The 22,928-nt window shown below is 46.1% G+C and carries 20 protein-coding genes; 10 read left to right on the top strand and 10 right to left on the bottom strand.

Features of this window, described 5'->3' with window-relative positions; translation table 11 throughout:
• Window positions 1-637: 637 nt before the first annotated feature.
• From fre to trxA, 6 genes are all read right to left on the bottom strand, one after another.
• Complete coding sequence (gene fre / locus BTO10_RS23275; protein ID WP_004741188.1) at window positions 638-1,351, bottom strand: NAD(P)H-flavin reductase; 714 nt, start codon at window positions 1,349-1,351, stop codon at window positions 638-640.
• A 20-nt stretch (window positions 1,352-1,371) separates the two neighbouring features.
• Window positions 1,372-1,641, bottom strand: a complete 270-nt coding sequence (locus BTO10_RS23270) for a 2Fe-2S iron-sulfur cluster-binding protein (protein ID WP_008224727.1) — start codon at window positions 1,639-1,641, stop codon at window positions 1,372-1,374.
• Window positions 1,638-3,479 carry a 4-hydroxy-3-polyprenylbenzoate decarboxylase gene (gene ubiD, locus BTO10_RS23265; RefSeq protein ID WP_105025938.1) on the bottom strand — a complete coding sequence of 614 codons (1,842 nt, stop codon included), beginning with the start codon at window positions 3,477-3,479 and terminating at the stop codon, window positions 1,638-1,640. Before ubiD ends, BTO10_RS23270 begins: the two co-directional genes overlap by 4 nt.
• Before the next feature lie 97 nt (window positions 3,480-3,576).
• Window positions 3,577-4,572 carry a hypothetical protein gene (locus BTO10_RS23260; RefSeq protein WP_105025937.1) on the bottom strand — a complete coding sequence of 332 codons (996 nt, stop codon included), beginning with the start codon at window positions 4,570-4,572 and terminating at the stop codon, window positions 3,577-3,579.
• A 110-nt stretch (window positions 4,573-4,682) separates the two neighbouring features.
• Window positions 4,683-5,942, bottom strand: a complete 1,260-nt coding sequence (rho, locus tag BTO10_RS23255; RefSeq protein ID WP_004741192.1) for a transcription termination factor Rho — start codon at window positions 5,940-5,942, stop codon at window positions 4,683-4,685.
• Between the two features lie 199 nt (window positions 5,943-6,141).
• Window positions 6,142-6,468 (bottom strand): thioredoxin TrxA, encoded by a 327-nt coding sequence (gene trxA, locus BTO10_RS23250; RefSeq protein ID WP_004741193.1) that lies wholly within the window; start codon window positions 6,466-6,468, stop codon window positions 6,142-6,144.
• 111 nt (window positions 6,469-6,579) lie between these two features.
• On the opposite strand from trxA, the gene rhlB reads away from it, so the two are divergent.
• Both rhlB and gppA read left to right on the top strand, forming a co-directional pair.
• Window positions 6,580-7,890 carry an ATP-dependent RNA helicase RhlB gene (gene rhlB / locus BTO10_RS23245; RefSeq protein WP_004741194.1) on the top strand — a complete coding sequence of 437 codons (1,311 nt, stop codon included), beginning with the start codon at window positions 6,580-6,582 and terminating at the stop codon, window positions 7,888-7,890.
• Between the two features lie 6 nt (window positions 7,891-7,896).
• Entirely contained in the window at window positions 7,897-9,393 is a 1,497-nt protein-coding gene (gppA, locus tag BTO10_RS23240) for a guanosine-5'-triphosphate,3'-diphosphate diphosphatase (protein ID WP_105025936.1), read from the top strand.
• Window positions 9,394-9,485: 92 nt separating this feature from the next.
• On the opposite strand, the gene BTO10_RS23235 is transcribed toward gppA, so the two are convergent.
• From BTO10_RS23235 to recQ, 3 genes are all read right to left on the bottom strand, one after another.
• A complete protein-coding gene (locus BTO10_RS23235) occupies window positions 9,486-10,157 on the bottom strand; it encodes a 7-cyano-7-deazaguanine/7-aminomethyl-7-deazaguanine transporter (protein WP_004741196.1) in 672 nt (223 codons plus the stop codon).
• Window positions 10,158-10,415: 258 nt separating this feature from the next.
• Window positions 10,416-10,715: a DUF3630 family protein gene (locus BTO10_RS23230; RefSeq protein WP_004741197.1), complete on the bottom strand. Its 300-nt coding sequence runs from the start codon at window positions 10,713-10,715 to the stop codon at window positions 10,416-10,418.
• 15 nt (window positions 10,716-10,730) lie between these two features.
• Complete coding sequence (gene recQ / locus BTO10_RS23225; protein ID WP_004741198.1) at window positions 10,731-12,569, bottom strand: ATP-dependent DNA helicase RecQ; 1,839 nt, start codon at window positions 12,567-12,569, stop codon at window positions 10,731-10,733.
• 180 nt (window positions 12,570-12,749) lie between these two features.
• Between recQ and rarD the strand changes: the two genes are divergently transcribed.
• The 5 genes from rarD (at window position 12,750) to tpx (ending at window position 18,412) form a co-directional block, all read left to right on the top strand.
• Window positions 12,750-13,658: an EamA family transporter RarD gene (rarD, locus tag BTO10_RS23220; protein ID WP_105025935.1), complete on the top strand. Its 909-nt coding sequence runs from the start codon at window positions 12,750-12,752 to the stop codon at window positions 13,656-13,658.
• A gap of 86 nt (window positions 13,659-13,744) precedes the next feature.
• Window positions 13,745-14,539, top strand: coding sequence for a helix-turn-helix domain-containing protein (locus BTO10_RS23215; RefSeq protein ID WP_105025934.1), 795 nt, complete (start codon window positions 13,745-13,747; stop codon window positions 14,537-14,539).
• A 79-nt stretch (window positions 14,540-14,618) separates the two neighbouring features.
• Window positions 14,619-15,281, top strand: a complete 663-nt coding sequence (locus BTO10_RS23210; RefSeq protein ID WP_004741201.1) for a LysE family translocator — start codon at window positions 14,619-14,621, stop codon at window positions 15,279-15,281.
• A gap of 91 nt (window positions 15,282-15,372) precedes the next feature.
• Window positions 15,373-17,130 carry a gamma-glutamyltransferase gene (gene ggt / locus BTO10_RS23205; protein WP_105025933.1) on the top strand — a complete coding sequence of 586 codons (1,758 nt, stop codon included), beginning with the start codon at window positions 15,373-15,375 and terminating at the stop codon, window positions 17,128-17,130.
• A gap of 784 nt (window positions 17,131-17,914) precedes the next feature.
• A complete protein-coding gene (gene tpx / locus BTO10_RS23195; protein ID WP_105025932.1) occupies window positions 17,915-18,412 on the top strand; it encodes a thiol peroxidase in 498 nt (165 codons plus the stop codon).
• Between the two features lie 120 nt (window positions 18,413-18,532).
• On the opposite strand, the gene uvrD is transcribed toward tpx, so the two are convergent.
• Window positions 18,533-20,707 carry a DNA helicase II gene (gene uvrD, locus BTO10_RS23190; protein ID WP_008221520.1) on the bottom strand — a complete coding sequence of 725 codons (2,175 nt, stop codon included), beginning with the start codon at window positions 20,705-20,707 and terminating at the stop codon, window positions 18,533-18,535.
• Between the two features lie 262 nt (window positions 20,708-20,969).
• Between uvrD and BTO10_RS23185 the strand changes: the two genes are divergently transcribed.
• The 3 genes from BTO10_RS23185 to BTO10_RS23175 all read left to right on the top strand — a co-directional run bounded on the left by BTO10_RS23185 (window position 20,970) and on the right by BTO10_RS23175 (window position 22,928).
• The gene (locus BTO10_RS23185) at window positions 20,970-21,230 is read left to right on the top strand and encodes a BufA1 family periplasmic bufferin-type metallophore (protein WP_004741206.1); all 261 of its coding nucleotides are present in this window, start codon (window positions 20,970-20,972) and stop codon (window positions 21,228-21,230) included.
• 79 nt (window positions 21,231-21,309) lie between these two features.
• Window positions 21,310-22,164, top strand: a complete 855-nt coding sequence (bufB, locus tag BTO10_RS23180; RefSeq protein WP_105025931.1) for an MNIO family bufferin maturase — start codon at window positions 21,310-21,312, stop codon at window positions 22,162-22,164.
• Window positions 22,161-22,928: an HvfC/BufC N-terminal domain-containing protein gene (locus tag BTO10_RS23175; RefSeq protein WP_105025930.1), complete on the top strand. Its 768-nt coding sequence runs from the start codon at window positions 22,161-22,163 to the stop codon at window positions 22,926-22,928. Before bufB ends, BTO10_RS23175 begins: the two co-directional genes overlap by 4 nt.

Here is a 22,928-nt window from a genome sequence, read left to right as displayed (position 1 = left end):
TTACCGTTCCCCGAAGGTTCAGATAACTCGTTTCCGCTCGACTTGCATGTGTTAGGCCTGCCGCCAGCGTTCAATCTGAGCCATGATCAAACTCTTCAATTTAAGATTTTGTCGACTCAATGAATACTGATTACATTCCCTATTCTTACGAATAGTGACTGTGAATTGACTGTGCCGAATCTTGCGATTCGAATTGGTCACTCAGTTCATTGAAATCAAGTTGAAACCGAAGTTTCACATTTGCCTTTGCTTTTAAAAAGCGAAAACAAACTTAGTGATATTCATCAACGAGTGCCCACACAGATTGATAGGTTTAAATTGTTAAAGAGCTTAACTTCTTAAGCGTTCCTTTTTAGTAAGGAGCCTCTCGAAGTGGACGGCCATTCTAGCGAATTAACATTCAGTGTCAAACACTTTTTGAAAATTAATTTTTTGTCGCTTTCCGTCTTACTGATTATTGCTGAAGCCTTATGGCGCCTGCCGTCTCAGTGGGGGTCGCATTATAGGGAACCCTTTCAGCTTAGCAACTACTTTTTCATAAGAAATGAATAAATAGAGGTTAAGTGTCTAATAGTTCACCTAAATATAAAAAAGAGAGCATTTCTGCTCTCTTTTTGCACTAAATCTAAAGGAATCATTAGATAAACGCGTAAGCATCTGCGTACATATGGTCACGCTTTGCTTCTTTATTTTGTGTAAATAGGTCTCTTGCTGCGCCCGCCATTTCAAAGCGACCTGCAATATAGATATCAAAATCAGCCAGTGATTCGAAGCTTTGTGTAATTGCTTCAAGCACATTACCAGTTTGGCCATGCCAAACTTCCGGCGCCTCTTCTACTACAGGTACGAAATGTACATTGCTATGCTTTTCTGCAATATCAACAAGCTCTTCTTTCGCGTATAGCTGGCACTCGTCTTTTGCACCCCAGTAAAGGTGAATCTCTTTCTTGCTGTTTTGTGCAATGCAGTGATCCAGGATCGACCGTACGTAGCTAAAACCCGTACCGCCAGCAATCAATAGTAGAGGGCGTTCGCTCTCTTCTTTAATCCACGCATCACCGTGTGGCGCATCAATCGCGATATCGCCATCTTCAGCTTGTGCCTTTTTCATTGCTTCAACTACTTCTAATGCATAAGCATTGTGTTCAGCAGCACCAATGTGTAGTTCTAATTCACCTTCATGGCGACAAGGGCTGCTCGCAATTGAAAATGGACGCTTATCTTTCTCACCCATTTCAACCATCAGGTACTGACCAGCTTTAAAGGCAACTGGTGTCTCTGGGTGAAGCAGGATTTGGTAAGTGTTACAAGCCAAAGGCTCGATAGACTTAACTTTACATTTAATAGTCATGTTCTTCCTCTCACTAACCCTTAATCGGCAAAGGTTAGAACTAAATTACTTTCTGCAAATGCTTGGCAAGCGAAAATCCAACCCTGTTGCTGCTCTTTCTCTGTGAGCATGGGTTCAAGGTGGTAACTCACTTGCCCTTCTAATTTTTTGCACATGCACATCGCACATGCGCCAACTTGACAACGGTTAGGGAAATAGATATCGCTGTTGAGCGCAGCATCCAAGACCGTTTGCCCTTTTTCTACGGTGAAACTGATGTTTTCTGGATACAAGACTACTTGGTAGCTCATACAATTCCTAGTTGTTCCCAGATGCTATCGATCTTTTTGACCAGCTCAGGATCTTTTGTGATAGGAACGCCCCACTCACGCAAGCATTCACCTTCCCACTTATTGGTGGCATCGAGACCCATTTGGGAGTGCCCTGTTTCATCCTGAAGGAACAAGGTATCTCTCGCTGGATCCATTCTGGTGGTTACCGCCCAGATGATGTCGTTCCAGTCACTCACGTTAACATCACCATCGCAAACAATAACGAACTTGTTCTCATCAAATTGAGACCAAACCGCATCCATGATTTTCTTACCATTACCTGCAGCTTGTTTATCTATCGATAGCACAACCATGCTGGCATTGTCGTTCTGCAGGTGAATATCAAGGATTTCAGGATGAGCTTTGGTTAGTTCAGCTAAACCACCTTCAATATGATCGCTGTTTTCTGGTGTAGATTGCACATCAGGCGACAACGCTAGCTCCGCATCCCACTTCTTAGTGATGTCTAAGCCCATCTTAGAACCTAGTCCAACGACCGGTGATGCAAAGTCCAACGAATCAATTGGCGTATTCTCTATCATCAAGGTATCACGAGACGGGTCCATATGTTTGCACATCGCAGCCGTAACTTCTGACCAGTCGCGAGCGTTAACATCCTCATCGCACACCAATACAAACTTGGTGTACATGAATTGACGTAAGAAAGACCATACCCCCATCATCACTCGTTTAGCGTGACCAGGATACTGCTTCTTCATGGTCACCACTGCCATTCGATACGAACAACCTTCCGGTGGTAGATAGAAATCTTCTATCTCTGGGAATTGCTTTTGAAGAATAGGAACAAACACTTCATTCAATGCAACACCCAGTACCGCTGGCTCATCTGGCGGGCGACCTGTGTATGTGCTGTGGTAAATCGGGTTCTCACGCATGGTTACATGAGTAATAGTAAACACGTTGTGCTTTTCTTTCTCGTTGTAGTAACCAGTGTGATCGCCGTAAGGCCCTTCGTCAGCGAATTCATTCGGATCGATGTAACCTTCCATCACGATTTCAGCACTCGCAGGGACTTCTAGGTCATTACTGATCGATTTAACCACTTCAGTTTTGCTACCACGTAGCAGGCCTGCAAAAGCGTATTCCGATAAGGTATCTGGCACTGGTGTTACCGCGCCAAGAATCGTTGCAGGATCAGCGCCAAACGCGACAGATACTGGGAACGGCTTACCTGGATTCTGTTCAGCCCAGTCACGTAGATCCAACGCACCACCACGGTGAGCCAACCAACGCATGATAATTTTGTTCTTACCAATCTTTTGTTGGCGGTAGATACCTAAGTTTTGGCGTTTCTTGTTCGGACCACGGGTAACCGTCAAACCCCAAGTAAGTAGTGGCGCGACATCGTCAGCCCAACAGCTCATTACTGGAATTTTATCTAGGTCGACCTCGTCGCCTTGCCACACGACTTGTTGGCATGCTGCTTTACGAAGACGCTTAGCCGGCATGTTCAATACTTGCTTGAACACGGGCAACTTATCAATCGCGTCTTTAAAACCTTTCGGCGGCTCTGGCTCTTTTAAGTAAGCCAATAACTTGCCCACTTCGCGCAGCTCTTTAACTTCCTGACGTCCCATGCCTATCGCTACACGATTAGGGGTACCAAATAGGTTGGTCAAAACAGGCATGTCATAACCTATCGGATTCTCGAACAGAAGAGCCGGGCCACCAGCACGTAGAGTACGGTCGCTAATTTCGGTCATTTCATAGTCTGGGTCGACTGGGTGAGAAATGCGTTTCAACTGACCAATGCTTTCAAGATGGTCGATAAAATCACGTAAATCTTTAAAACTCATAGAACTTCTACATGCTGATTATTCTGCGCTCAGTATATCAAAAAGGGGCATCGTGAGATCCCCCTTTTTAGTAAGGTTATTGAGAGGTAAAACCCAGTTACGGAAGCACTTGTTGGATCACTGAACTTTTAACTTGTGGGTTGTCACTCACGAGCTCTTGCAACCAATTAGTGTGCCCTTGTTTTGCCAACTCACGAGCGACCAATGGCGCATCATCAGCAATCGCCATGCGAGAAACTAAAAAGTCTTTCACCTCTTCTGACAGTGGGTTCACTCTCGTCAGCAAAGTAATCGCTTCTTCTTTTAATCTTGGATTTTTCGTTGCAGCCATCACCTGCTCTAAGGCAAATGGGGATTTACTCTCAGCGAGACGAACCAGTTCAGCTTGGCTATGATAATCGGCTTTCATCTTCCAGAGGATTTGATAAACATCTGGGTCTTCGCTCACCTGTGCCAATCGAACCACTACTTCGGTAGAGGGTAACCAGCTGACTATCGGCGACTCTGTTAGCTGTTTTGCTAAGTAATTCACAGCCTCTGGAGACAAGCTATCCAATTCTCTTATGAGTAGCGCTTCTCGAGTTTGGACCTGATGCTCAGACCCAGTTAGCCACTCTTTAAGGTTGAGGTTCTGTTTCTCTGCATCGAGCACAAACATCAAGGTATTTTGGTCAGCACGGAATTGTTTGATTAAGCGGTTTGCTATCGAAGGGTAATTAAAGGCTGGAACCGTAAATTCATAGCCATCTCCACGCTCTAATACTTGGTAGGTTGGCGTAATAGCGAGCTGTTGCTCCACAAAGATAGACATCTTAGGTGTGAGTACGATTTTTTGCTGTTCAATCTTCTTCAAGAGTTGGTAACGAGCCACCTCTTGCTGGGGAAATGTCAGGCGCTCAAGTGCAAAGCGTAACGAATTCACTTCATCGCGCACGACAAGCTCAAGCAATTCAGCAGTTTTTAGTTTTACTTGATCATTCTCAAGCCAAGACTCTACTGTATGTGGAGACATCTCGGTGGCATTAACAGTACCTACCGGTGAAAGTAACAGTGAAGTAGACAAGAGTAATGATGACAACAGTCCATGTTGCATTTTAACTTCCTTGTAACACTTTTGGTCATTCTGCAAGCTGACGCTACAAAATGCAAATAAAAAGCGCTACCCGAGGGCAGCGCTTTCTAATAACTATCAGCTAATCAAGATTACTGACGACGCATAGCGTCAAAGAACTCATCGTTCGTTTTCGTCATTGCTAGCTTGTCGATAAGGAATTCCATTGCATCGATTTCGCCCATTGGGTGAACAATCTTACGCAGGATCCACATCTTCTGTAGTTCATCGTTCTTAGTAAGAAGCTCTTCACGACGAGTACCAGAGCGGTTGAAATCAATCGCAGGGAATACACGTTTTTCAGCAATCTTACGGTTAAGGTGCAGTTCCATGTTACCTGTACCTTTGAATTCTTCGTAGATAACTTCATCCATCTTAGAACCAGTATCAACCAGTGCTGTTGCGATGATAGTCAAGCTACCGCCTTCTTCAACGTTACGAGCTGCACCGAAGAAACGCTTAGGACGGTGAAGTGCGTTTGCGTCTACACCACCAGTTAGTACTTTACCTGATGAAGGTACTACCGTGTTGTATGCACGCGCTAGACGAGTGATTGAGTCCAGAAGGATAACCACGTCTTTCTTGTGTTCAACAAGACGCTTCGCTTTTTCGATAACCATTTCTGCTACTTGCACGTGGCGAGATGCTGGCTCATCGAATGTAGAAGCAACTACTTCACCTTTCACTAGGCGCTGCATTTCTGTTACTTCTTCCGGACGCTCATCGATAAGTAGAACCATTAGTTCACACTCAGGGTGGTTGTGAGCGATACTTTGCGCGATGTTTTGCAGAAGCATTGTCTTACCCGCTTTTGGCGGAGCAACAATCAAGCCACGCTGACCTTTACCAATTGGAGATGCAAGGTCAAGGATACGAGCTGTGATATCTTCTGTCGCACCATTACCACGCTCCATAACCATGCGTTCGTTAGCATGTAGAGGGGTAAGGTTTTCAAAAAGGATTTTGTTACGAGCGTTGTCTGGTTTGTCGTGGTTTACCGTGTTTACTTTAAGTAGAGCAAAGTAACGTTCGCCATCTTTAGGTGGGCGAATCTTTCCGGCAATTGAGTCACCAGTACGTAGGTTGAAACGACGAATCTGACTTGGTGATACGTAGATGTCATCAGGACCCGCTAAGTACGAGCTGTCTGCGCTACGAAGAAAACCAAAACCGTCTTGCAGAATTTCAAGAACACCGTCACCGAAGATGTCTTCACCACTTTTTGCATGTGCTTTAAGGATAGCGAAGATAATGTCCTGTTTTCTTAGACGAGCTAGGTTTTCAAGGCCTAGGCTTTCGCCAAGTTTAACAAGTTCAGACACAGGCCTGTTCTTCAGTTCTGTAAGATTCATTGTGGTGGATGCTTGTTTAGTCAAAATAAGATCTGTTTTCTAGTTAAGAGGGATTCGGTCACAGGATCGACCAAGAAGAGAAATTCGTTCAATTAACGTGCGATAAATTAGCACTAAAACTAAGACTAGTCCATAGCTTAGAAAAAACAAAACCGTGCATTTGTTAACTGCACGGTTTCTTTATCAAATACTCACCTGATTATAGGTTAGCGTCTAGGAACTCTTTAAGTTGAGTTTTAGACAATGCACCAACTTTAGTCGCTGCTACGCCGCCATCTTTGAAAAGAAGAAGCGTTGGAATGCCGCGAATACCAAACTTTGGTGGTGTTCCAGCATTTTGGTCGATATTAAGTTTACCGATAGTGAGCTTGCCTTCGTACTCGTCTGCGATTTCATCAAGAATCGGCGCAATCATCTTACAAGGGCCACACCATTCTGCCCAAAAATCAACAAGAACAGGGCCTGCAGCGTTGATCACATCGTTCTCAAAACCGTCATCAGTTAGCTGCAAAATCTTATCACTCATCTTCCACTCCAATGTATTTTTTAGAACTGGTTGGATGATAACCAGTAAATAGATGCCCTATTGGAATGTATTTACTTTCGTATTGCAAGCTTAAGCTGATATTCTATAGCAATGAAAAAGACGCATATCACAGAGCAAAAGTTCGCCGACTTGGATTTACACCCGCAAGTCATTGAAGGATTGGAGAAAAAAGGGTTCGATTATTGTACCCCTATCCAAGCCTTGGCGCTCCCGGTACTGCTCACCGGCCAAGACATTGCAGGCCAGGCCCAAACGGGTACTGGTAAAACGCTTGCGTTTCTTACTGCTACTTTTAACCACCTACTAAAAACACCTGAGCATGAAGGGCGTAAGCCTAACCAGCCACGTGCGATTATTATGGCACCTACACGCGAACTCGCGATTCAGATCTTCAACGATGCTGAACCTCTAGTTGCAAGTACTGGTATCAAAGCAGCATTGGCTTACGGTGGCGAAAGCTACGACAAGCAGCTAGGTAAGATCGAAGAAGGCGCAGATATCTTAATTGGTACCACTGGCCGTATTATCGATTTCTACAAGCAGAAGGTATTTAACCTTAACCACATTCAAGCAGTTGTATTGGATGAAGCAGACCGTATGTTCGATCTGGGCTTTATTAAAGACATCCGCTTCTTGTTCCGTCGTATGCCTGAACCTAAAGATCGTTTGAACATGCTGTTCTCTGCGACTCTGTCTTACCGCGTACAAGAGTTGGCTTTCGAACACATGCATAACCCAGAGCATGTTGTTGTTGAGCCAGAGCGTAAAACAGGCCACCGTATTAAAGAAGAGTTGTTCTACCCTTCTAACGAACACAAGATGGCACTGCTACAGACACTAGTAGAAGAAGAGTGGCCAGAGCGCGCTATTATCTTCGCTAACACTAAGCACAAGTGTGAATCAGTTTGGGGCCATTTGGCTGCCGATGGTCACCGTGTTGGCCTATTGACTGGTGATGTACCACAGAAGAAACGTGAAAAGATTCTTGAGCAATTCACTCAAGGTGATGTTGACCTACTGGTTGCAACCGATGTTGCTGCTCGTGGCCTACACATTCCTCAAGTAACGCACGTATTCAACTTCGATCTACCAGACGATTGTGAAGATTACGTTCACCGTATCGGCCGTACAGGTCGTGCTGGTGCAAGTGGTCACTCGATCAGCTTTGCTTGTGAAGATTACGCAATCAACTTGCCACCAATCGAAGAGTACATTGAGCACGCGATCCCAGTGTCTGACTACGACGCTTCTGCACTGCTAGAAGATCTACCAGCACCATTGCGCTTACGTACACGTAACCCGCAACAACGCCGCTCAAACAACAATGGCTCACGCAACGGTAACCGTAAACCAAACCAGAACCGTCGCCCACGCCAACCGCGTCACAACAAGGAAGCTTAGTCGCTTATGAGTCAAACAGTGTCACCCCCGCTTTACGCTGCAATCGACCTCGGGTCGAACAGTTTTCATATGCTCGTTGTGCGTCATATCGATGGCAGCGTACAAACCATGGCTAAGATTAAGCGCAAAGTGCGTTTAGCTGCAGGCTTAGATGAAAATAATGCGCTTAGTACCGAAGCTATGCAGCGCGGTTGGGACTGTTTGAGTCTCTTTGCAGAGCGACTGCAGGACATTCCGAAAGAAAATATCCGCATTGTTGGTACAGCGACCCTACGTACCGCAACCAATGTGGATATCTTTCTTGAGAAAGCGAACCAGATCCTTGGCTACGACATCAATGTTATCTCCGGTGAAGAAGAAGCTGCGACTATCTATAAAGGCGTGGCACACACTTCTGGTGGCAGCGGCCGCCGACTGGTAGTGGATATTGGTGGCGCAAGTACCGAGATGATCATCGGTGAAGGTTTCTCAGCAAAAGCGTTGACTAGCCTAAAAATGGGCTGTGTAACATGGCTTGAGCGCCACTTTAAAGACCGCCAATTAACCGCAACCAACTTCGACAACGCAATTGAAGCCGCGAAATCGACTTTAGCTCCTATCTTAGAGAGCTACACCGATATCGGTTGGGATGTGTGTGTTGGCGCTAGTGGTACAGTTCAAGCACTGCAAGAAATCATGTTAGCGCAAGGCATGGATGAGGTTATCACTCATACCAAACTTAAGCGCTTACAAAAACAAGCGATGATTACTGAGCGCTTAGAAGAGCTAGAAATAGAAGGGTTAACCCTGGAGCGCGCTTTGGTGTTCCCTAGCGGTCTTTCTATCCTGATTGCTATCTTTGAACTGCTTAAGATCGACTCGATGACACTCGCAGGTGGTGCACTGCGTGAAGGCCTTGCCTACGAGATGGTTGATGAGCTTCGCCAAGACGATATCCGCGCTCGCACTATCAAGAGCGTTCAATCACGTTACCAGATGGACGTAAGCTACGGCGACCAAGTCGCAGCAGCAGCGCAGACTCTGCTAGAACAAGCAGGCGGCGAAGCTTGGGTGTCAGAACCTCAAGCTAGTGTCCTACTGCAAACTGCAGCCAAACTTCATGAAATCGGTTTAACCATCGACTTCAAGAAAGGCGGTGAACACAGTGCTTACCTGCTGCAGAACCTAGATTTACCTGGTTTCACCCGCGCACAGAAACACTACCTAGGTGAATTAACGCGACGCTACCGTGAACAGCTAACGTCACTGCCAGAACAACACGCAGTATCAGGCACAAGCAGTAAACGTATCCTACGTATTCTGCGTCTAGCGATTCTATTAACGCATCGTCGTAACCCAGAGCTAGAGCCTGAGTTTGCGCTAACGGCTGACGATAATAATCTAACTCTAACACTCTCTAAGCAATGGCTAGCCGACAACCCGCTGACCGCTGCAGAGCTAGAGATTGAATCGAATCGACAAACAGACATTGGCTGGCCACTTTCTATTGAATGCCTCGTCTAATCATATCTGACACTAAAAGTAAAATAGCCCAAGTTAGTCTACTAACTTGGGCTATTTATTATCTTTGCACTAATGCCTTTCTAATCTGACCCTCACACATTAGCACCTGTCACTCTAAAGTCAGGGTTCACGGCGGTTAACTTCTTAACGATGTAGTTCAGAAGCACACCATACATAGGAACAAACAAACCTAGGCTGATGATAAGTTTGAAACCGTAATCAACCAGTGCAATCTCAGTCCAATGTTCAGCCATAAATGGATCTGGGCTTTGGTAGAATGCGATCGCAAAGAACGCAATAGTATCGATAGCATTACCAAAAAGCGTTGAACAGGTTGGCGCAACCCACCACTGCTTAAGCTGACGCAAGCGGTTGAAAACATGAACATCTAAGATTTGGCCAAGCAAGTAAGCCATGAAACTTGCAGCAGCGATGCGTGCTACAAATAGGTTAAATTCACCCAGATGGCTAAAACCTTGGAATTGCCCTTCAAAGAACACCACCGACAAGAAGTAAGAAACCGCCAGTGCAGGCAACATCACTAAGAAAATGATTTTACGAGCAAGCTGAGCGCCAAAAATGCGAACGGTCAGGTCTGTTGCTAAGAAGATAAATGGGAAAGTGAAAGCGCCCCAAGTGGTGTGCATACCGAAGATGGTAAAAGGTAGCTGAACCAAGTAGTTGCTTGACGCAATAATCACTAAGTGGAACAAAACTAATAATGCTAGGGCTTTGCGCTGTTGCGCTGGGGTAAAGTTACTCATGCTGTACCTTTTTAGTTTGGTTTGGGGGTGAGGGAACCCAAATCGAGTCATTTCTCTATCGAAATAAAGAAAGCTCTTACCAATAATGTGAATGAAAAATGTATCTATCATTTGCTCTATCGAGCGGCGGGCGATTATACATTAATCAATTTTAGCTGCAACGGTGAGAATATATGCAAACGTTTACTCTCACTTTTATTGCTAGAAGGTGTTTAAAGCTCAGTAGCGAGAAACTAGGTTTAGAGGCAATGTTAACAGTTAGAAGCCACGCTTGAACAAAGCGGCTAGATAATCGAACTCTTCACGGCTCGCTTCTGGACTAAGAGATTCAAACCACACAGATTCACTGTAGTGTTCCGACTTTAAGAACATCTGGCACCCTTCAAAATCCACCAGCCATGAGTGCATGTCAGCATCCCACTGTTTTTCAACAACCGTAGCCGATAACAAGCTAACGAGGCGTTCGCCAATTTCAGGGTAAGAGTCGAAGTCAAAGCTCGGTGTTGTCACCAATAAGCGCCCTTCTTCTGCCAAATACTCTCTTAAACCAAATTCCATTTAATACCTCTGTTATTAGCCGTGTGTTGTGATGTGTTCTTGAATCAAATCTAGGAATGGGTCGGCATATTTGTCGAGCTTACGCTGGCCAACACCATTTACCGCAAGCATTTCACCGTAAGACGTCGGCAGAACTTCTGCCATATCAATCAATGTTGCGTCACTGAATACCACGTATGGTGGTAAGCCATCTTCGTCGGCAATCGACTTACGCAGCTTACGCAGTTTGGCAAATAGCTTTTTATCGTAGTTCTTGCTGCTTAACTTGTCTGACTTAGCGTTACGCACCGCTGTATCTAAACGAGGTACCGCTAACTCTAGCGACATCTCACCACGCAGCAATGGGCGTGCCTCTTCAGTTAACTGCAAGGTCGAGTTACGTGTGATGTTCTGGAACAACAAACCTTTATGAATTAACTGACGGAAGATACTGATCCAGTAGTCGTGGCTGTGGTCGCGGCCAATACCGTAAGTAGAAAGTTTGTCGTGACCATTATCGCGGACACGGATGTTCTGCATACCACGCATCACTTCAACCACATAGCCCATACCAAACGACTGATTCACACGGTACACACAAGACAACGCCTTCTGCGCCTCTTGGGTCGCATCAAAGTGTTTTGGCGGGTCTAAACAGATATCGCAGTTGCCACATTGCTTCTCACGATATTCACCAAAGTAGTTGAGCAGAACCTGACGACGACAGGTTTGCGCTTCGGCAAAGGCGCTCATCGCGTTTAGCTTGTGCATCTCAACCTGTTTTTGCGGGCCTTCTTCTTTTTCATCCAGCATACGACGCAGCCACCCCATATCAGCAGGATCAAACAGCATCATAGCTTCAGCAGGCAAACCATCACGGCCTGCACGGCCAGTCTCTTGATAGTAAGACTCGATGTTGCGTGGAATATCAAAGTGCACCACAAAGCGTACGTTAGGCTTATTGATACCCATACCAAACGCCACCGTCGCGACTACGATCTGAATATCATCGCGTTGGAAGGCTTCTTGAACGTAAGCACGCTCGTCAGTGTCCATACCCGCGTGATAACCCGCGGCACGAATACCGTTGTTGCACAGCTTCTCGGTGACCATCTCAACTTTTTTACGGCTACCACAGTAGATGATGCCGCAATTGCCCTTCTGAGTTTCTAGGTAGCGAACCACCTGAGACACTGGCTTGTGTTTCTCGACAAGGTTATAGCGAATATTAGGACGGTCAAAGCTGCCCAAATAGGTATGCGGATCCACCAGCTGTAGACGCGAGACAATATCTTTGCGAGTTGCATCGTCAGCGGTTGCCGTCAGCGCCATATAAGGCACGTGCGGGAAATACTGTTTCAGCTGACCTAATGATGCATATTCCGGGCGGAAGTCGTGTCCCCATTGAGAGATACAGTGCGCCTCATCGACCGCAATCATCGAAAGCGGTAAACCTTGTAGGCGTTCAATGAAATCACGCATCAACACACGCTCTGGTGACACATAGACCATCTTGAGCTGACCTGAGTTCATTCGATTAAACACACTCAGTAGTTGGTCACGTGGCATGGAAGAGTTAATGCACTCCGCTGCTACACCATTGGCTTTCAACTGATCGACTTGGTCTTTCATCAACGAGATAAGCGGTGAGATAACCAAAGTCAGCCCTTCACGAACTAAAGCAGGGATCTGGTAACACAAAGATTTACCACCACCCGTCGGCATTATCACCAAGCTATCTCGGCCTTGAACAGCCAAATCAATGACCTCTTGCTGACCATCGCGAAAGCTTTGATAGCCAAATACATCTTCGAGGATGTTTTGCGCATCATTCGCGGGAGTTGGTGTTTGCTCAACAATCAGAGTGGCGGTCATTGTGGTTCCTAATCGAGGTATAAAGTCAGCATGCAGCATCGGCAAGCAAGTCGCACATTGTAGAGTGGAATGCTGGCGAATTAAACCGCAAATTGTTAGGTGAAAAGGGTTAACGCTCCTATACTGACCAACTCTCAATATAAATCCTATTAATAAGCACTTCGTGCCAGAGAAAGTAACATGACACAAGACGAACAACAGCGTACACGCCAAGGAATACTGCTTGCGATTGGCGCGTACACCATGTGGGGAATTGCTCCCATATACTTCAAATCTCTCAGTGAAGTATCCCCTCTCGAGATCCTGAGCCACCGTGTAGTATGGTCCTTTTTCCTACTCGCTTTACTGCTACACGTTGGTCGTGGTTGGCGCAAAGTGCGCGATACTCTGACTTCAAAACCGAAAATGATGTTTTTGGTGGCAACCTCTCTGTTGGTGGGTGCAAACTGGCTGATCTTCATCTGGGCGGTCAATGCCAATCATATGCTGGATGCCAGCCTCGGCTACTACATCAACCCTTTGATTAACGTATTGCTTGGGATGTTCTTCCTTGGTGAGCGTCTGAGAAAGCTTCAATGGTGTGCGGTGGCGCTTGCGGCTATCGGTGTGCTTATCCAGCTAATCGCCTTTGGTTCGATTCCAGTTGTAGCTATTGCACTGGCCTTTTCTTTTGGTTTCTATGGCTTGCTCCGTAAGAAAGTGAACCTAGAAGCGCAGACTGGCTTGTTTATTGAGACCTTAGTGATGCTGCCAGCGGCGGCGATCTACTTGTTATTCATTGCAGACACAGCAACTTCTGATTTCTTAGCGAATCCAATGCAGCTAAATTTACTGCTGGTCGCTGCTGGGGTAATTACCACTCTGCCATTGCTTTGCTTCACGGGTGCAGCAACCAGACTCAAGCTTTCGACACTTGGCTTCTTCCAGTACATTGGCCCTAGCTTGATGTTCTTGCTTGCCGTGTTGATCTACGGTGAAGCCTTTACCATGGATAAGGCGATTACCTTTGCTTTCATTTGGGGCGCACTGGTGATCTTCAGCTTCGACGGCTTGTGTAATAACAAGAAGAGTAAGCAAGCGAAAAGCTAACACTGATCGTTTTTTACAAGACAATCTAAAGATACAGAGATAAGCTTGGTTGAATTGATGATAATTTGACCAAGCTTTTTTATGCCATGGATAAAGTCCACTACTACTCGACATCTAGCCAAGATATCAGCCTGATCCAAGCTCAATACCAAGAGTTTGCCTTTCAGCGCCACTATCATTTGGACTTTCACATCGGCCTAATCACCCAAGGGCAGCAAAAGTTTGTCTATAAAGGGACGAGTTACCACGCAGGCGCCGGGCAAGTGGTGATGATGCCACCCGATGAGCTGCATGATGGTCATTCAAAGCTCGAATCGGGTTACCAAGCAAGTGTATTTTCTGTCTCACCTCAATGGTTTGGCGATCTTGCCGATCACAGCGAAAATGGTCACGTTTTGAGCTTTTCTGAGTTGATCCTCTCCGATCAAGCTACTTTTTTACAATTGCGTAACCTTCATGGGCTGCTTATCAATCCAAACATCAGCCAACTCGCCCAAGATTGCCTGCCATTCGAAGGTTTTTCGACGATTGTTGATCGTTACGCGCAGTTTGGATCGAAAACTCAGGTGAAGCTTGGCACTCAATCGGTGAATACACTCAAAGACTATTTAATGGCAAACCTCGACCAACCGGTGCGCTTGGAGCAACTTTCTGAGCTGTGTGACCTGACAACAACTCAATTTCAGCGTCATTTTAAGAACAAAATGGGCATCACCCCTTATGCATGGTTAAGCCGCTTACGCATGGAGCAAGGCATGCGATTAATTAAATCAGGTATCGGCGGTACCGAGGTCGCTCATCAAGTGGGTTTCTACGATCAAGCCCATTTCTCAAAGGCATTTAAGACTGCATTTGGTGTTTCTCCATCGAAAATTAACTAAGTGTTGATAATTTACAATTGAGAGAATCGAAATCACGGTAAGCTGCGCTCAACAGAACAACCCAGTTATTGGAACAGATATGAATGAAGTCACCATATTAGTCACCCTCGCCTCTATCCACTTTATCGCTTTGATGAGCCCAGGTCCTGATTTTGCACTTGTGGTACAAAACGCAACACGCCACGGGCGACAAACTGGCTTATACATTGCTCTCGGACTGTCTTGCGGGATCTTACTGCATTCATTGCTGAGCCTGACGGGCATCAGTTACCTAGTCCACCAGCACCCAACTCTTTTTGCGCTCATGCAATTGGCTGGCGGCAGCTACTTACTGTATCTCGGCTTTGGTGCGTTAAAAGCAACATGGCAACTCATTAGCCACCACGAAGAAGAGACAGACACGGTCAATTCGAAAGATCTGATTCTGACCAATAAACGTCAGGCATTTTCTAAAGGCTTTGCGACCAATATTCTTAATCCCAAGGCGTTAGTGTTCTTCATCAGTTTGATGTCGAGCTTGGTACCGGCTGACATGTCGCTTTCAGGGAAAGGGTTTGCACTGCTGATCCTATTCGGCCTATCACTATTCTGGTTCTCTCTATTAGCGTGGATGCTTTCTACGAAGGCACTGCAAAAGAAACTAAGTGAAGCGACAGTCTACATTGATGGCTTATGTGGTGTTGTGTTCAGCCTTATTGGCGTCAGTATTCTTTGGCAATCGCTGTCTGGTTTAATCGCTTAAATTCGAATCAAGATTACAATTCGTTAACAACGCACTGGCTATCTTATCTTTCCACTGCCAATCTAGCTCTGCATATGAAAAGGAGAAGATCATGCAGTGGAAAACAAAACTAACAACCCTCGCCACTTCTACCCTACTTTTTGCCTCTCACGTCAGTTGGGCAAATCAAGCTGCCGATTCCGTCGCTCCCGAACAAAGTAGTGGTTTAGAAACCAAACAGCTCGTAAAAGCTAACGATTGGATGGTTACCGCAGCCAACCCTCTAGCAACCCAAGCTGGTGCCGATGTACTTGCTCGTGGTGGTAACGCGATTGATGCGATGGTTGCAGTGCAGCTGATGCTTGGCTTAGTTGAGCCACAGTCATCCGGTATTGGTGGTGGCGCCTTCCTTGTTTATTTTGATGGAAAGGACAAACAGCTTAAAACCTACGACGGCCGTGAAACCGCACCACTTGATGCAACACCACGTCTATTCCAAGACGAAAACGGTCAACCGCTTAAATTTTATGATGCCGTAGTTGGTGGTCGCTCTGTTGCTACACCGGGCACAGTGCAATTGTTGTGGGACACTCACCAGAAATACGGCGAGTTAGAATGGGCATCGCTGATCAAACCTATTGCCCAACTGGCTGAGAAAGGTTTTACCATCAGCCCACGTTTGGCTACCTTGATTGAAAACGACCAAGAACGACTGAGCCGTTTTGCGACAACCAAAGCTTACTTCTTTAATGCCGATGGTAGCCCAAAAGCCGCAGGCACACTACTTAAGAACCCAGAATACGCTGCAACATTGAATGCAATTTCAAAGGATGGTGCTAAGGCATTTTACCAAGGTGAGATTTCTGCCGACATCATCAACACAGTACAAACAGCCAAAGGCAATCCGGGTGTATTGGCACAAAAAGACTTCGACACCTACTCAATCAAACAACGTGAACCGGTTTGTTCAGCTTATGAAAGCTACGATATCTGTGGCATGGGACCACCAAGTTCCGGCGCATTAACGGTTGGACAAATCTTAGCGATGACCGAGCAGTTTGACCTTGAATCCTGGGGACCAAACGATGCGAGATCTTGGCAAGTGTTAGCGGACGCTTCTCGCCTAGCCTTTGCAGACCGTGGGATGTACATGGCAGACCAAGATTACGTACCAATGCCAACTCAAGGGTTAGTGAATACTGACTATTTGCAGGAACGTGCCCAGTTAATTACCGCAGGTAAGGCACTAGAGAGTGCGCCACCAGGCACCCCGCCGTGGGATCACGCCATGCTGCGCAGCCAAGATGTATCTATTGAACTGCCGTCCACCAGCCACTTCAATATTGTCGATAGTGAAGGCAATGTCGTATCGATGACCACCACCATAGAGAATGCATTTGGCTCACGCTTGATGGTAAGAGGCTTCCTACTGAACAACGAACTGACCGACTTCTCGTTCAAGACCCACAACGATGGCAAACCTATCGCAAACCGACTTGAGCCAGGTAAGCGTCCACGCTCTTCAATGGCACCGACGATCATCATGCAAGACGATAAGCCTTACATGGCGATTGGTTCTCCGGGTGGTAGCCGCATCATAGGTTATGTAGCACAAGCGATCATTGCTCATACCCAATGGGACATGGATATCCAGCAAGCGATCAACCAACCGCACTTCCTAAACCGCTTCGGCACGCTAGATCTGGAAAAAGGAACATCGGCGGAAAACTTTAAACCTGAGCTCGAAAAGATGGGATTTGAAGTTAACATTCGCGATCTTAACTCCGGTTTACACGCCATTCGCATCACAAAAGATGGTCTAGAAGGTGCAGCAGACCCTCGTCGTGAAGGCGCTGCCATCGGCCAATAAGGGAAAATACTCCCTTTTTACTCCCTGTCTTGTGCGAGATCTCTCACAAGGCAGTGAGTAAATATCGATATTTAACTGCGAATTTAAGCACGAAGATATCATAACCACTTGAAATAAAACAAAACGTACGTTTATCGTTCAAATAATTATATAGAAATTCGCTTATGCACCATTGCTGATAAATAAGGAATCGGTAGTATGGATGGTGTCGGAAGGATGCTGACACGGAACAGGAAACGCCAAGGACTTGGTTATCTTCAGGATGAAGATTCGATTACTCAGGATGAATAATCGGCATGGATAGCGAAATGGACATTGAATGGACGCAATAGTAACTAGGATGGTTGCTACTAAGGAAAGACAATGGACACCTCTGGATGAGGAAAGGACTGAACATCAGGATGATGTAAAGGACACCGCTCAAGGAACAAGTGACGCGTGCTAACGAGGATTGTTGGCAGATCAGGATAGGATCAAGGACACCGCTAGGAAGGCGACGAAAGGAATACGCTGAAGGATAACAGCACACTATCATGGATTTGATGCATGGAGCACACTTAGTAGCCGGATTGCTGCGAGTAAGACTATAGACCCCGATGAGCGCAAGCTCTCGGGGTTTTTCTTTATCTGCCTCTTATCGATTGATGCTTTCACCCCTCCTCGAACCTAAGAGATACTTACAATTCTGACATTTAAATCATTCACTTCTTAACCGCTTCCGAGTAACGTAAGCCTTACTAGGCTCAACTAGTTTCATAACCATAATTAAATTAAGGACAAATTCATGTCGCACGTTACCTTCAAAGGCGCAGCTGTACCGCTATCTGGCACATTCCCACAAACTGGCGAGCAGGCACCAAGCTTTGCACTAACTGCAGGCGATCTTTCTGAACTGACTCTTACTTCTCTTGCAGGCAAGAAAGTGGTTCTAAACATCTTCCCAAGCATCGACACAGCAACTTGTGCAACGAGCGTACGTACGTTCAACGCAAAAGCGGCTGAACTTGAGAACACAGTTGTTGTTTGTATTTCTGCTGACCTCCCATTTGCTGCAGGTCGCTTCTGCGAGCTTGAAGGCATTGAAGGCGTTCAACACGCTTCAACTTTCCGTTCACCTGAGTTCGCTTCAGACTACGGCGTAGCAATTGCTGAAGGCCCACTAGCAGGCCTGACTACACGTGCGGTTGTTGTTGTTGATGAAAAAGGTGTGGTAACACACAGCGAGTTGGTTGCAGAGATCACTGAAGAGCCAAACTACGAAGCGGCACTGACTGCGCTGTAAGCTCCCTTCCAGCCAATAATCTATTGCGACCACCGAGGCGATACGCAATAAAAAAGAGCAGCCATTGGCTGCTCTTTGTGTTTTTAACCTTGAATGGTTGTTAGGTCCGGGAATAACAGATTAGAGTTGCTCTAAGCGAGCATAAGCCGTTACTAACCACTTAATGCCTTCCCCATTAAACGCCACTTGCACTCGGCTCTGTGGACCACTTCCTTCAAAGTTGATGATCGTGCCTTCACCAAACTTAGGATGTTTCACGCGAGAGCCTAAGCTAAAACCTGTTTCATTAAAGTTCTCTTTGACTGCAGTTTGGCTAAAGCGACCACTGCTCGCAGGGCGACTCACCTGTGCTTTCATACGCACTTCATCCAGACAGGTTTCTGGCAACTCACGAATAAAGCGTGATGGTTTGTGGTATTTGTCTTGTCCGTACAAGCGACGCATCTCAGCGTAAGTGATGTACAGCTTCTCCATCGCACGAGTCATGCCTACGTAACATAGGCGACGCTCTTCTTCCAAGCGCCCCGCTTCTTCAGCAGACATCTGGCTTGGGAACATACCTTCTTCGACACCCACCATGAATACCATTGGGAACTCTAGACCTTTAGCACTGTGTAGAGTCATAAGCTGAACCGCATCATCAAACTCATCAGCCTGACCTTCACCCGCTTCCAAAGCCGCGTGCGTTAAGAATGCTGTTAGCATGCTCATCTCATCGGCTTCTTCTGGCTTCTCGAACTGACGAGTTGCCGTTACCAATTCTTCCAAGTTCTCAATACGCGCTTTCGATTTCTCGCCTTTCTCTTGCTCGTACATCGCAAATAGACCTGAAGATTTAATCACATGGTCAGTTTGCTCATGCAAGTTCAGCTCTAACGTGTCGTCTTCAAGCGCATTAATTAACTCGATAAAGCGGCTTAAGGCACCCGCTGCACGACCTGGCAGTACTTGTTCTTCCAACAAAGCGATACTCGCTTGCCACATCGTCGCACCACGGTCACGCGCTGCAAATCGAATCGTCTCTAGAGTCTTGTCACCCAAGCCACGTGTTGGCGTATTAACCACACGTTCAAAAGCGGCATCATCGTTACGGTTACCCATTAAACGCAGGTAGCTCAATGCATCTTTGATCTCCTGACGTTCGAAGAATCGCATACCACCGTAGATTCGGTATGGTAAGCCCGCTTGAATCAACGCTTCTTCCAGAACACGAGACTGGGCGTTATTACGATAAAGCATCGCCGTATCTTCGAGTGCACCACCTTTCTCTTGCCACTCTTTAATCTTACTTACCGTGAAGCGAGCTTCATCAAGCTCGTTGTAAGCTGAGTAGACGGAGATTGGCTCACCATCGTTACCATCGGTCCACAACTCTTTACCCATTCGCTCAGTGTTGTTTGAGATAAGCTCGTTCGATGCTTGCAAGATGGTTTTGGTTGAACGATAGTTTTGCTCTAATCGAATGGTTGAAGCGCCCGGGAATTCATCCAAGAACTTCTGAATATTCTCGATTTTTGCACCACGCCAGCCATAGATAGATTGGTCATCATCACCCACGATCATCACTCGACAATCAGGGCCCGCCATCATACGCAGCCAAGCATATTGGATGTTGTTGGTATCTTGGAATTCGTCGACCAAAATATGCTTAAAGCGAGCTTGGTAGTGCTCACGAATGTGTTTCTTGTCGCGCAGTAGCTCGTGTGATCTCAGCAAAATCTCAGCAAAATCCACCAATCCAGCACGGTCACACGCCTCTTGATAAGCCGAATAAATCTTTAACCATGTTTGAGTTACTGGATCATGGTAGGCATCAATGTGGCTCGGGCGCAGGCCTTCATCTTTTTTGCCGTTAATCCACCACGAAGCTTGCTTAGCAGGCCACTGCTTTTCATCGAGGTTTTGTGCTTTGATTAAGCGGCGTAATAGACGAATCTGATCATCGGAATCGATGATCTGGAAATCTTCTGGCAATTTTGCATCTAGGTAGTGAGCACGCAGAATACGGTGACAAATACCATGGAAGGTACCGTTCCACATGCCTGACGAGCTGCCCATCATCAACTCTTCAATACGACCACGCATCTCTGCCGCCGCTTTATTGGTGAAGGTTACTGACATGATAGAGAACGGCGATGCTTGCTCGACACTCTGCAGCCAAGCGATACGATGCACCAAAACTCGCGTTTTACCACTACCAGCACCAGCCAGAATAAGTAGGTTTTCTAAAGGTGCTGCGACCGCCTCACGTTGTTTGTCGTTTAGGCCATCGAGTAAAAGCGAAGGATCTATCATTGGATATGCTCACTACTGGGTATTTATACATAAAAGTTGATTATAACCTAAACACTAGGCTGCGTTTAGAATATTAAGAAGAAAAAACCATCAAAAATAACATCACCTAATCAAACACTTAATAGCTAAATTATCACTTATTTTGATAATTATTATAATACTGTGAAATTATTTTCGGGTTGTTCCTATCCCTTTTAGTAAGCAAGTTAACAACTCATTAACCTGCGATGTGTAAATACTATTAAGTCTAGAGGGAGTGACTATGAAAAATTCTAATCTTGCTGTTACAGCTGCAATCACAAGTGTACTAGCGTTTGGCGGTGCCGTTCTTACATCAGCACCTGCGGAAGCAGCAGCGAAAGAAAAATGCTATGGCGTATCAAAAGCTGGCCAAAATGACTGTGCAACTAAAACAAGTTCATGTGCTGGTACAGCAAAAGAAGACAACCAATCCGATGCATTCGTGGTCGTTCCTAAAGGGCTATGTGGCAAGTTAACTGGTGGTAGCACTCAATCATCATAGTGCCTGAGGGCATAACTGAACCACTCAGTATGGTGAGCTGAATACCAGCTCACCTCCACTACCCATTAGGAGAATCGTTGTGACTCAAACTCTTCACCCCAATGCAGGGGTTGGCCTTAGAACACCGCACTTAGATTTCTTCAGCCAGAATTCTGATTTGGTAAGTTGGTTAGAGGTTCACAGCGAAAACTACTTCTTACCCCATTCTTCACAGCGCCAACAACTCCGAGAGATTCGTAATCATCACCACATAAGCTGTCATGGTGTAGGGTTGTCCCTTGGTTCTGTTGAACGAATCAACCAACAGCACTTACTGCAACTCAAAACACTTATTGATGATATCGAACCTTTCTTGGTTTCTGATCATTTGAGTTGGAGCCAAACTGGCGGTCACTACTTCAATGACCTGCTACCACTACCTTATACCGAAGAAGCGTTGGACGTCTTCTGCCGTAACGTCATCGAGGTTCAAGACAGTTTGCAACGTCCTATGTTAATTGAGAATCCATCAAGCTACCTTGCCTTCAAGCACTCAACGATTCCAGAATGGGAGTTTTTGGCTGAGGTACAAAAGCGTACCGAGTGTCGCCTACTGCTCGATTTCAATAATATTTTCGTCTCATCGTTTAATCATGGCTTTAGCTGTGAAGAGTATCTCAATGGCATACCAGCCAACCAAGTGGAAGAGATTCACTTGGCAGGTTTTACCAAAAAGAAGCTCGAGCAAGGTGAGATTTGGATAGACACGCACAGCAAACCGGTCTGTGATGAAGTGTGGCAACTTTACACTCAGTGGATAGAGCAACATGGCTCTCGCTATACCTTGATTGAGTGGGATTTAGATATTCCAGAGCCACAAATTCTATTGGCAGAGGCTGCCAAAGCCAGTGAAAAGCTGTATCAACATGACAATCAAAGGAGTCGCGCCTCATGAGCTACTCCCTAGCGGATGTTCAATCCGAGTTTGCGAATGCCCTGCGCTATCAAAATGACGGTGAGCACTGCGACATCGTGAGCGATCATTTTAGCGATCAGCAACGCATTCAAATTTACCGCAATAACTTTGTTATTAGCTTAAGCGAAGTTCTCGCTGCGACTTACCCACTGACTGAGGTGTTAGTTGGTGAAGAGTGCTTCCAACAAATGGCGCGTCAACATGTTCTTAGTTATCCATCGACCTCTGGAGATGTCAGTGGTTATGGCGAGCACTTCGAACAAACCATACAAGCCTTTCCTTCGGTTGTAGAGGCTGCACCTTACCTTAGTGAAGTGGCACGCTATGAATGGCAAAAGGACAGTTTAGCGAGACTCGCATGTGCAACTCCCCCGCATCAACAGCCACTCTCCTGTTTAGCTTCCGTGCCACAAGAGCGGCAAGGCGCCTTGGTTTTCCACATCAAGGGTTCGATAACGCTATTCGATTGTTACTATGCCGTAATAGCGCTTGAACACGCTATCGACCAACAGCAACTGGAAGGGTTAGACATCAATCGCGCAGAGCTTGGAATAATAATCCGAGCCGAGAATTCACAGCTCGAAAGCCAAAGCCTAACCAAGGAGTGCCACCAACTGCTCATTGAGCTTCAATCTGGTAAAGCGCTCAGAGAAGTAACGCCTTCGCTACTGCAACATATGAATGCTGTCATGGCGCTCAACGTCATCTCAGGTTTTTCAATCAATGATGAATTGGAGACATAA

Source organism: Vibrio chagasii (assembly GCF_002954585.1).
Taxonomy (GTDB): Bacteria; Pseudomonadota; Gammaproteobacteria; order Enterobacterales; family Vibrionaceae; genus Vibrio; species Vibrio chagasii_A.
Note: the sequence above shows the minus strand (reverse complement) of the source record. Positions and strands in the feature narration are given on the sequence as shown.

Coding starts and splice junctions, on each gene's coding strand:
- BTO10_RS23230 (WP_004741197.1), bottom strand. CDS start 10,715: ATGGAATTTGGTTTAAGAGAGTATTTGGCAGAAGAAGGGCGCTTATTG.
- BTO10_RS23210 (WP_004741201.1), top strand. CDS start 14,619: ATGAATGAAGTCACCATATTAGTCACCCTCGCCTCTATCCACTTTATC.
- BTO10_RS23235 (WP_004741196.1), bottom strand. CDS start 10,157: ATGAGTAACTTTACCCCAGCGCAACAGCGCAAAGCCCTAGCATTATTA.
- rhlB (WP_004741194.1), top strand. CDS start 6,580: ATGAAAAAGACGCATATCACAGAGCAAAAGTTCGCCGACTTGGATTTA.
- recQ (WP_004741198.1), bottom strand. CDS start 12,569: ATGACCGCCACTCTGATTGTTGAGCAAACACCAACTCCCGCGAATGAT.
- BTO10_RS23175 (WP_105025930.1), top strand. CDS start 22,161: ATGAGCTACTCCCTAGCGGATGTTCAATCCGAGTTTGCGAATGCCCTG.
- rho (WP_004741192.1), bottom strand. CDS start 5,942: ATGAATCTTACAGAACTGAAGAACAGGCCTGTGTCTGAACTTGTTAAA.
- BTO10_RS23270 (WP_008224727.1), bottom strand. CDS start 1,641: ATGAGCTACCAAGTAGTCTTGTATCCAGAAAACATCAGTTTCACCGTA.
- ggt (WP_105025933.1), top strand. CDS start 15,373: ATGCAGTGGAAAACAAAACTAACAACCCTCGCCACTTCTACCCTACTT.
- tpx (WP_105025932.1), top strand. CDS start 17,915: ATGTCGCACGTTACCTTCAAAGGCGCAGCTGTACCGCTATCTGGCACA.
- ubiD (WP_105025938.1), bottom strand. CDS start 3,479: ATGAGTTTTAAAGATTTACGTGATTTTATCGACCATCTTGAAAGCATT.
- BTO10_RS23260 (WP_105025937.1), bottom strand. CDS start 4,572: ATGCAACATGGACTGTTGTCATCATTACTCTTGTCTACTTCACTGTTA.
- BTO10_RS23215 (WP_105025934.1), top strand. CDS start 13,745: ATGGATAAAGTCCACTACTACTCGACATCTAGCCAAGATATCAGCCTG.
- rarD (WP_105025935.1), top strand. CDS start 12,750: ATGACACAAGACGAACAACAGCGTACACGCCAAGGAATACTGCTTGCG.
- BTO10_RS23185 (WP_004741206.1), top strand. CDS start 20,970: ATGAAAAATTCTAATCTTGCTGTTACAGCTGCAATCACAAGTGTACTA.
- fre (WP_004741188.1), bottom strand. CDS start 1,351: ATGACTATTAAATGTAAAGTTAAGTCTATCGAGCCTTTGGCTTGTAAC.
- trxA (WP_004741193.1), bottom strand. CDS start 6,468: ATGAGTGATAAGATTTTGCAGCTAACTGATGACGGTTTTGAGAACGAT.
- uvrD (WP_008221520.1), bottom strand. CDS start 20,707: ATGATAGATCCTTCGCTTTTACTCGATGGCCTAAACGACAAACAACGT.
- gppA (WP_105025936.1), top strand. CDS start 7,897: ATGAGTCAAACAGTGTCACCCCCGCTTTACGCTGCAATCGACCTCGGG.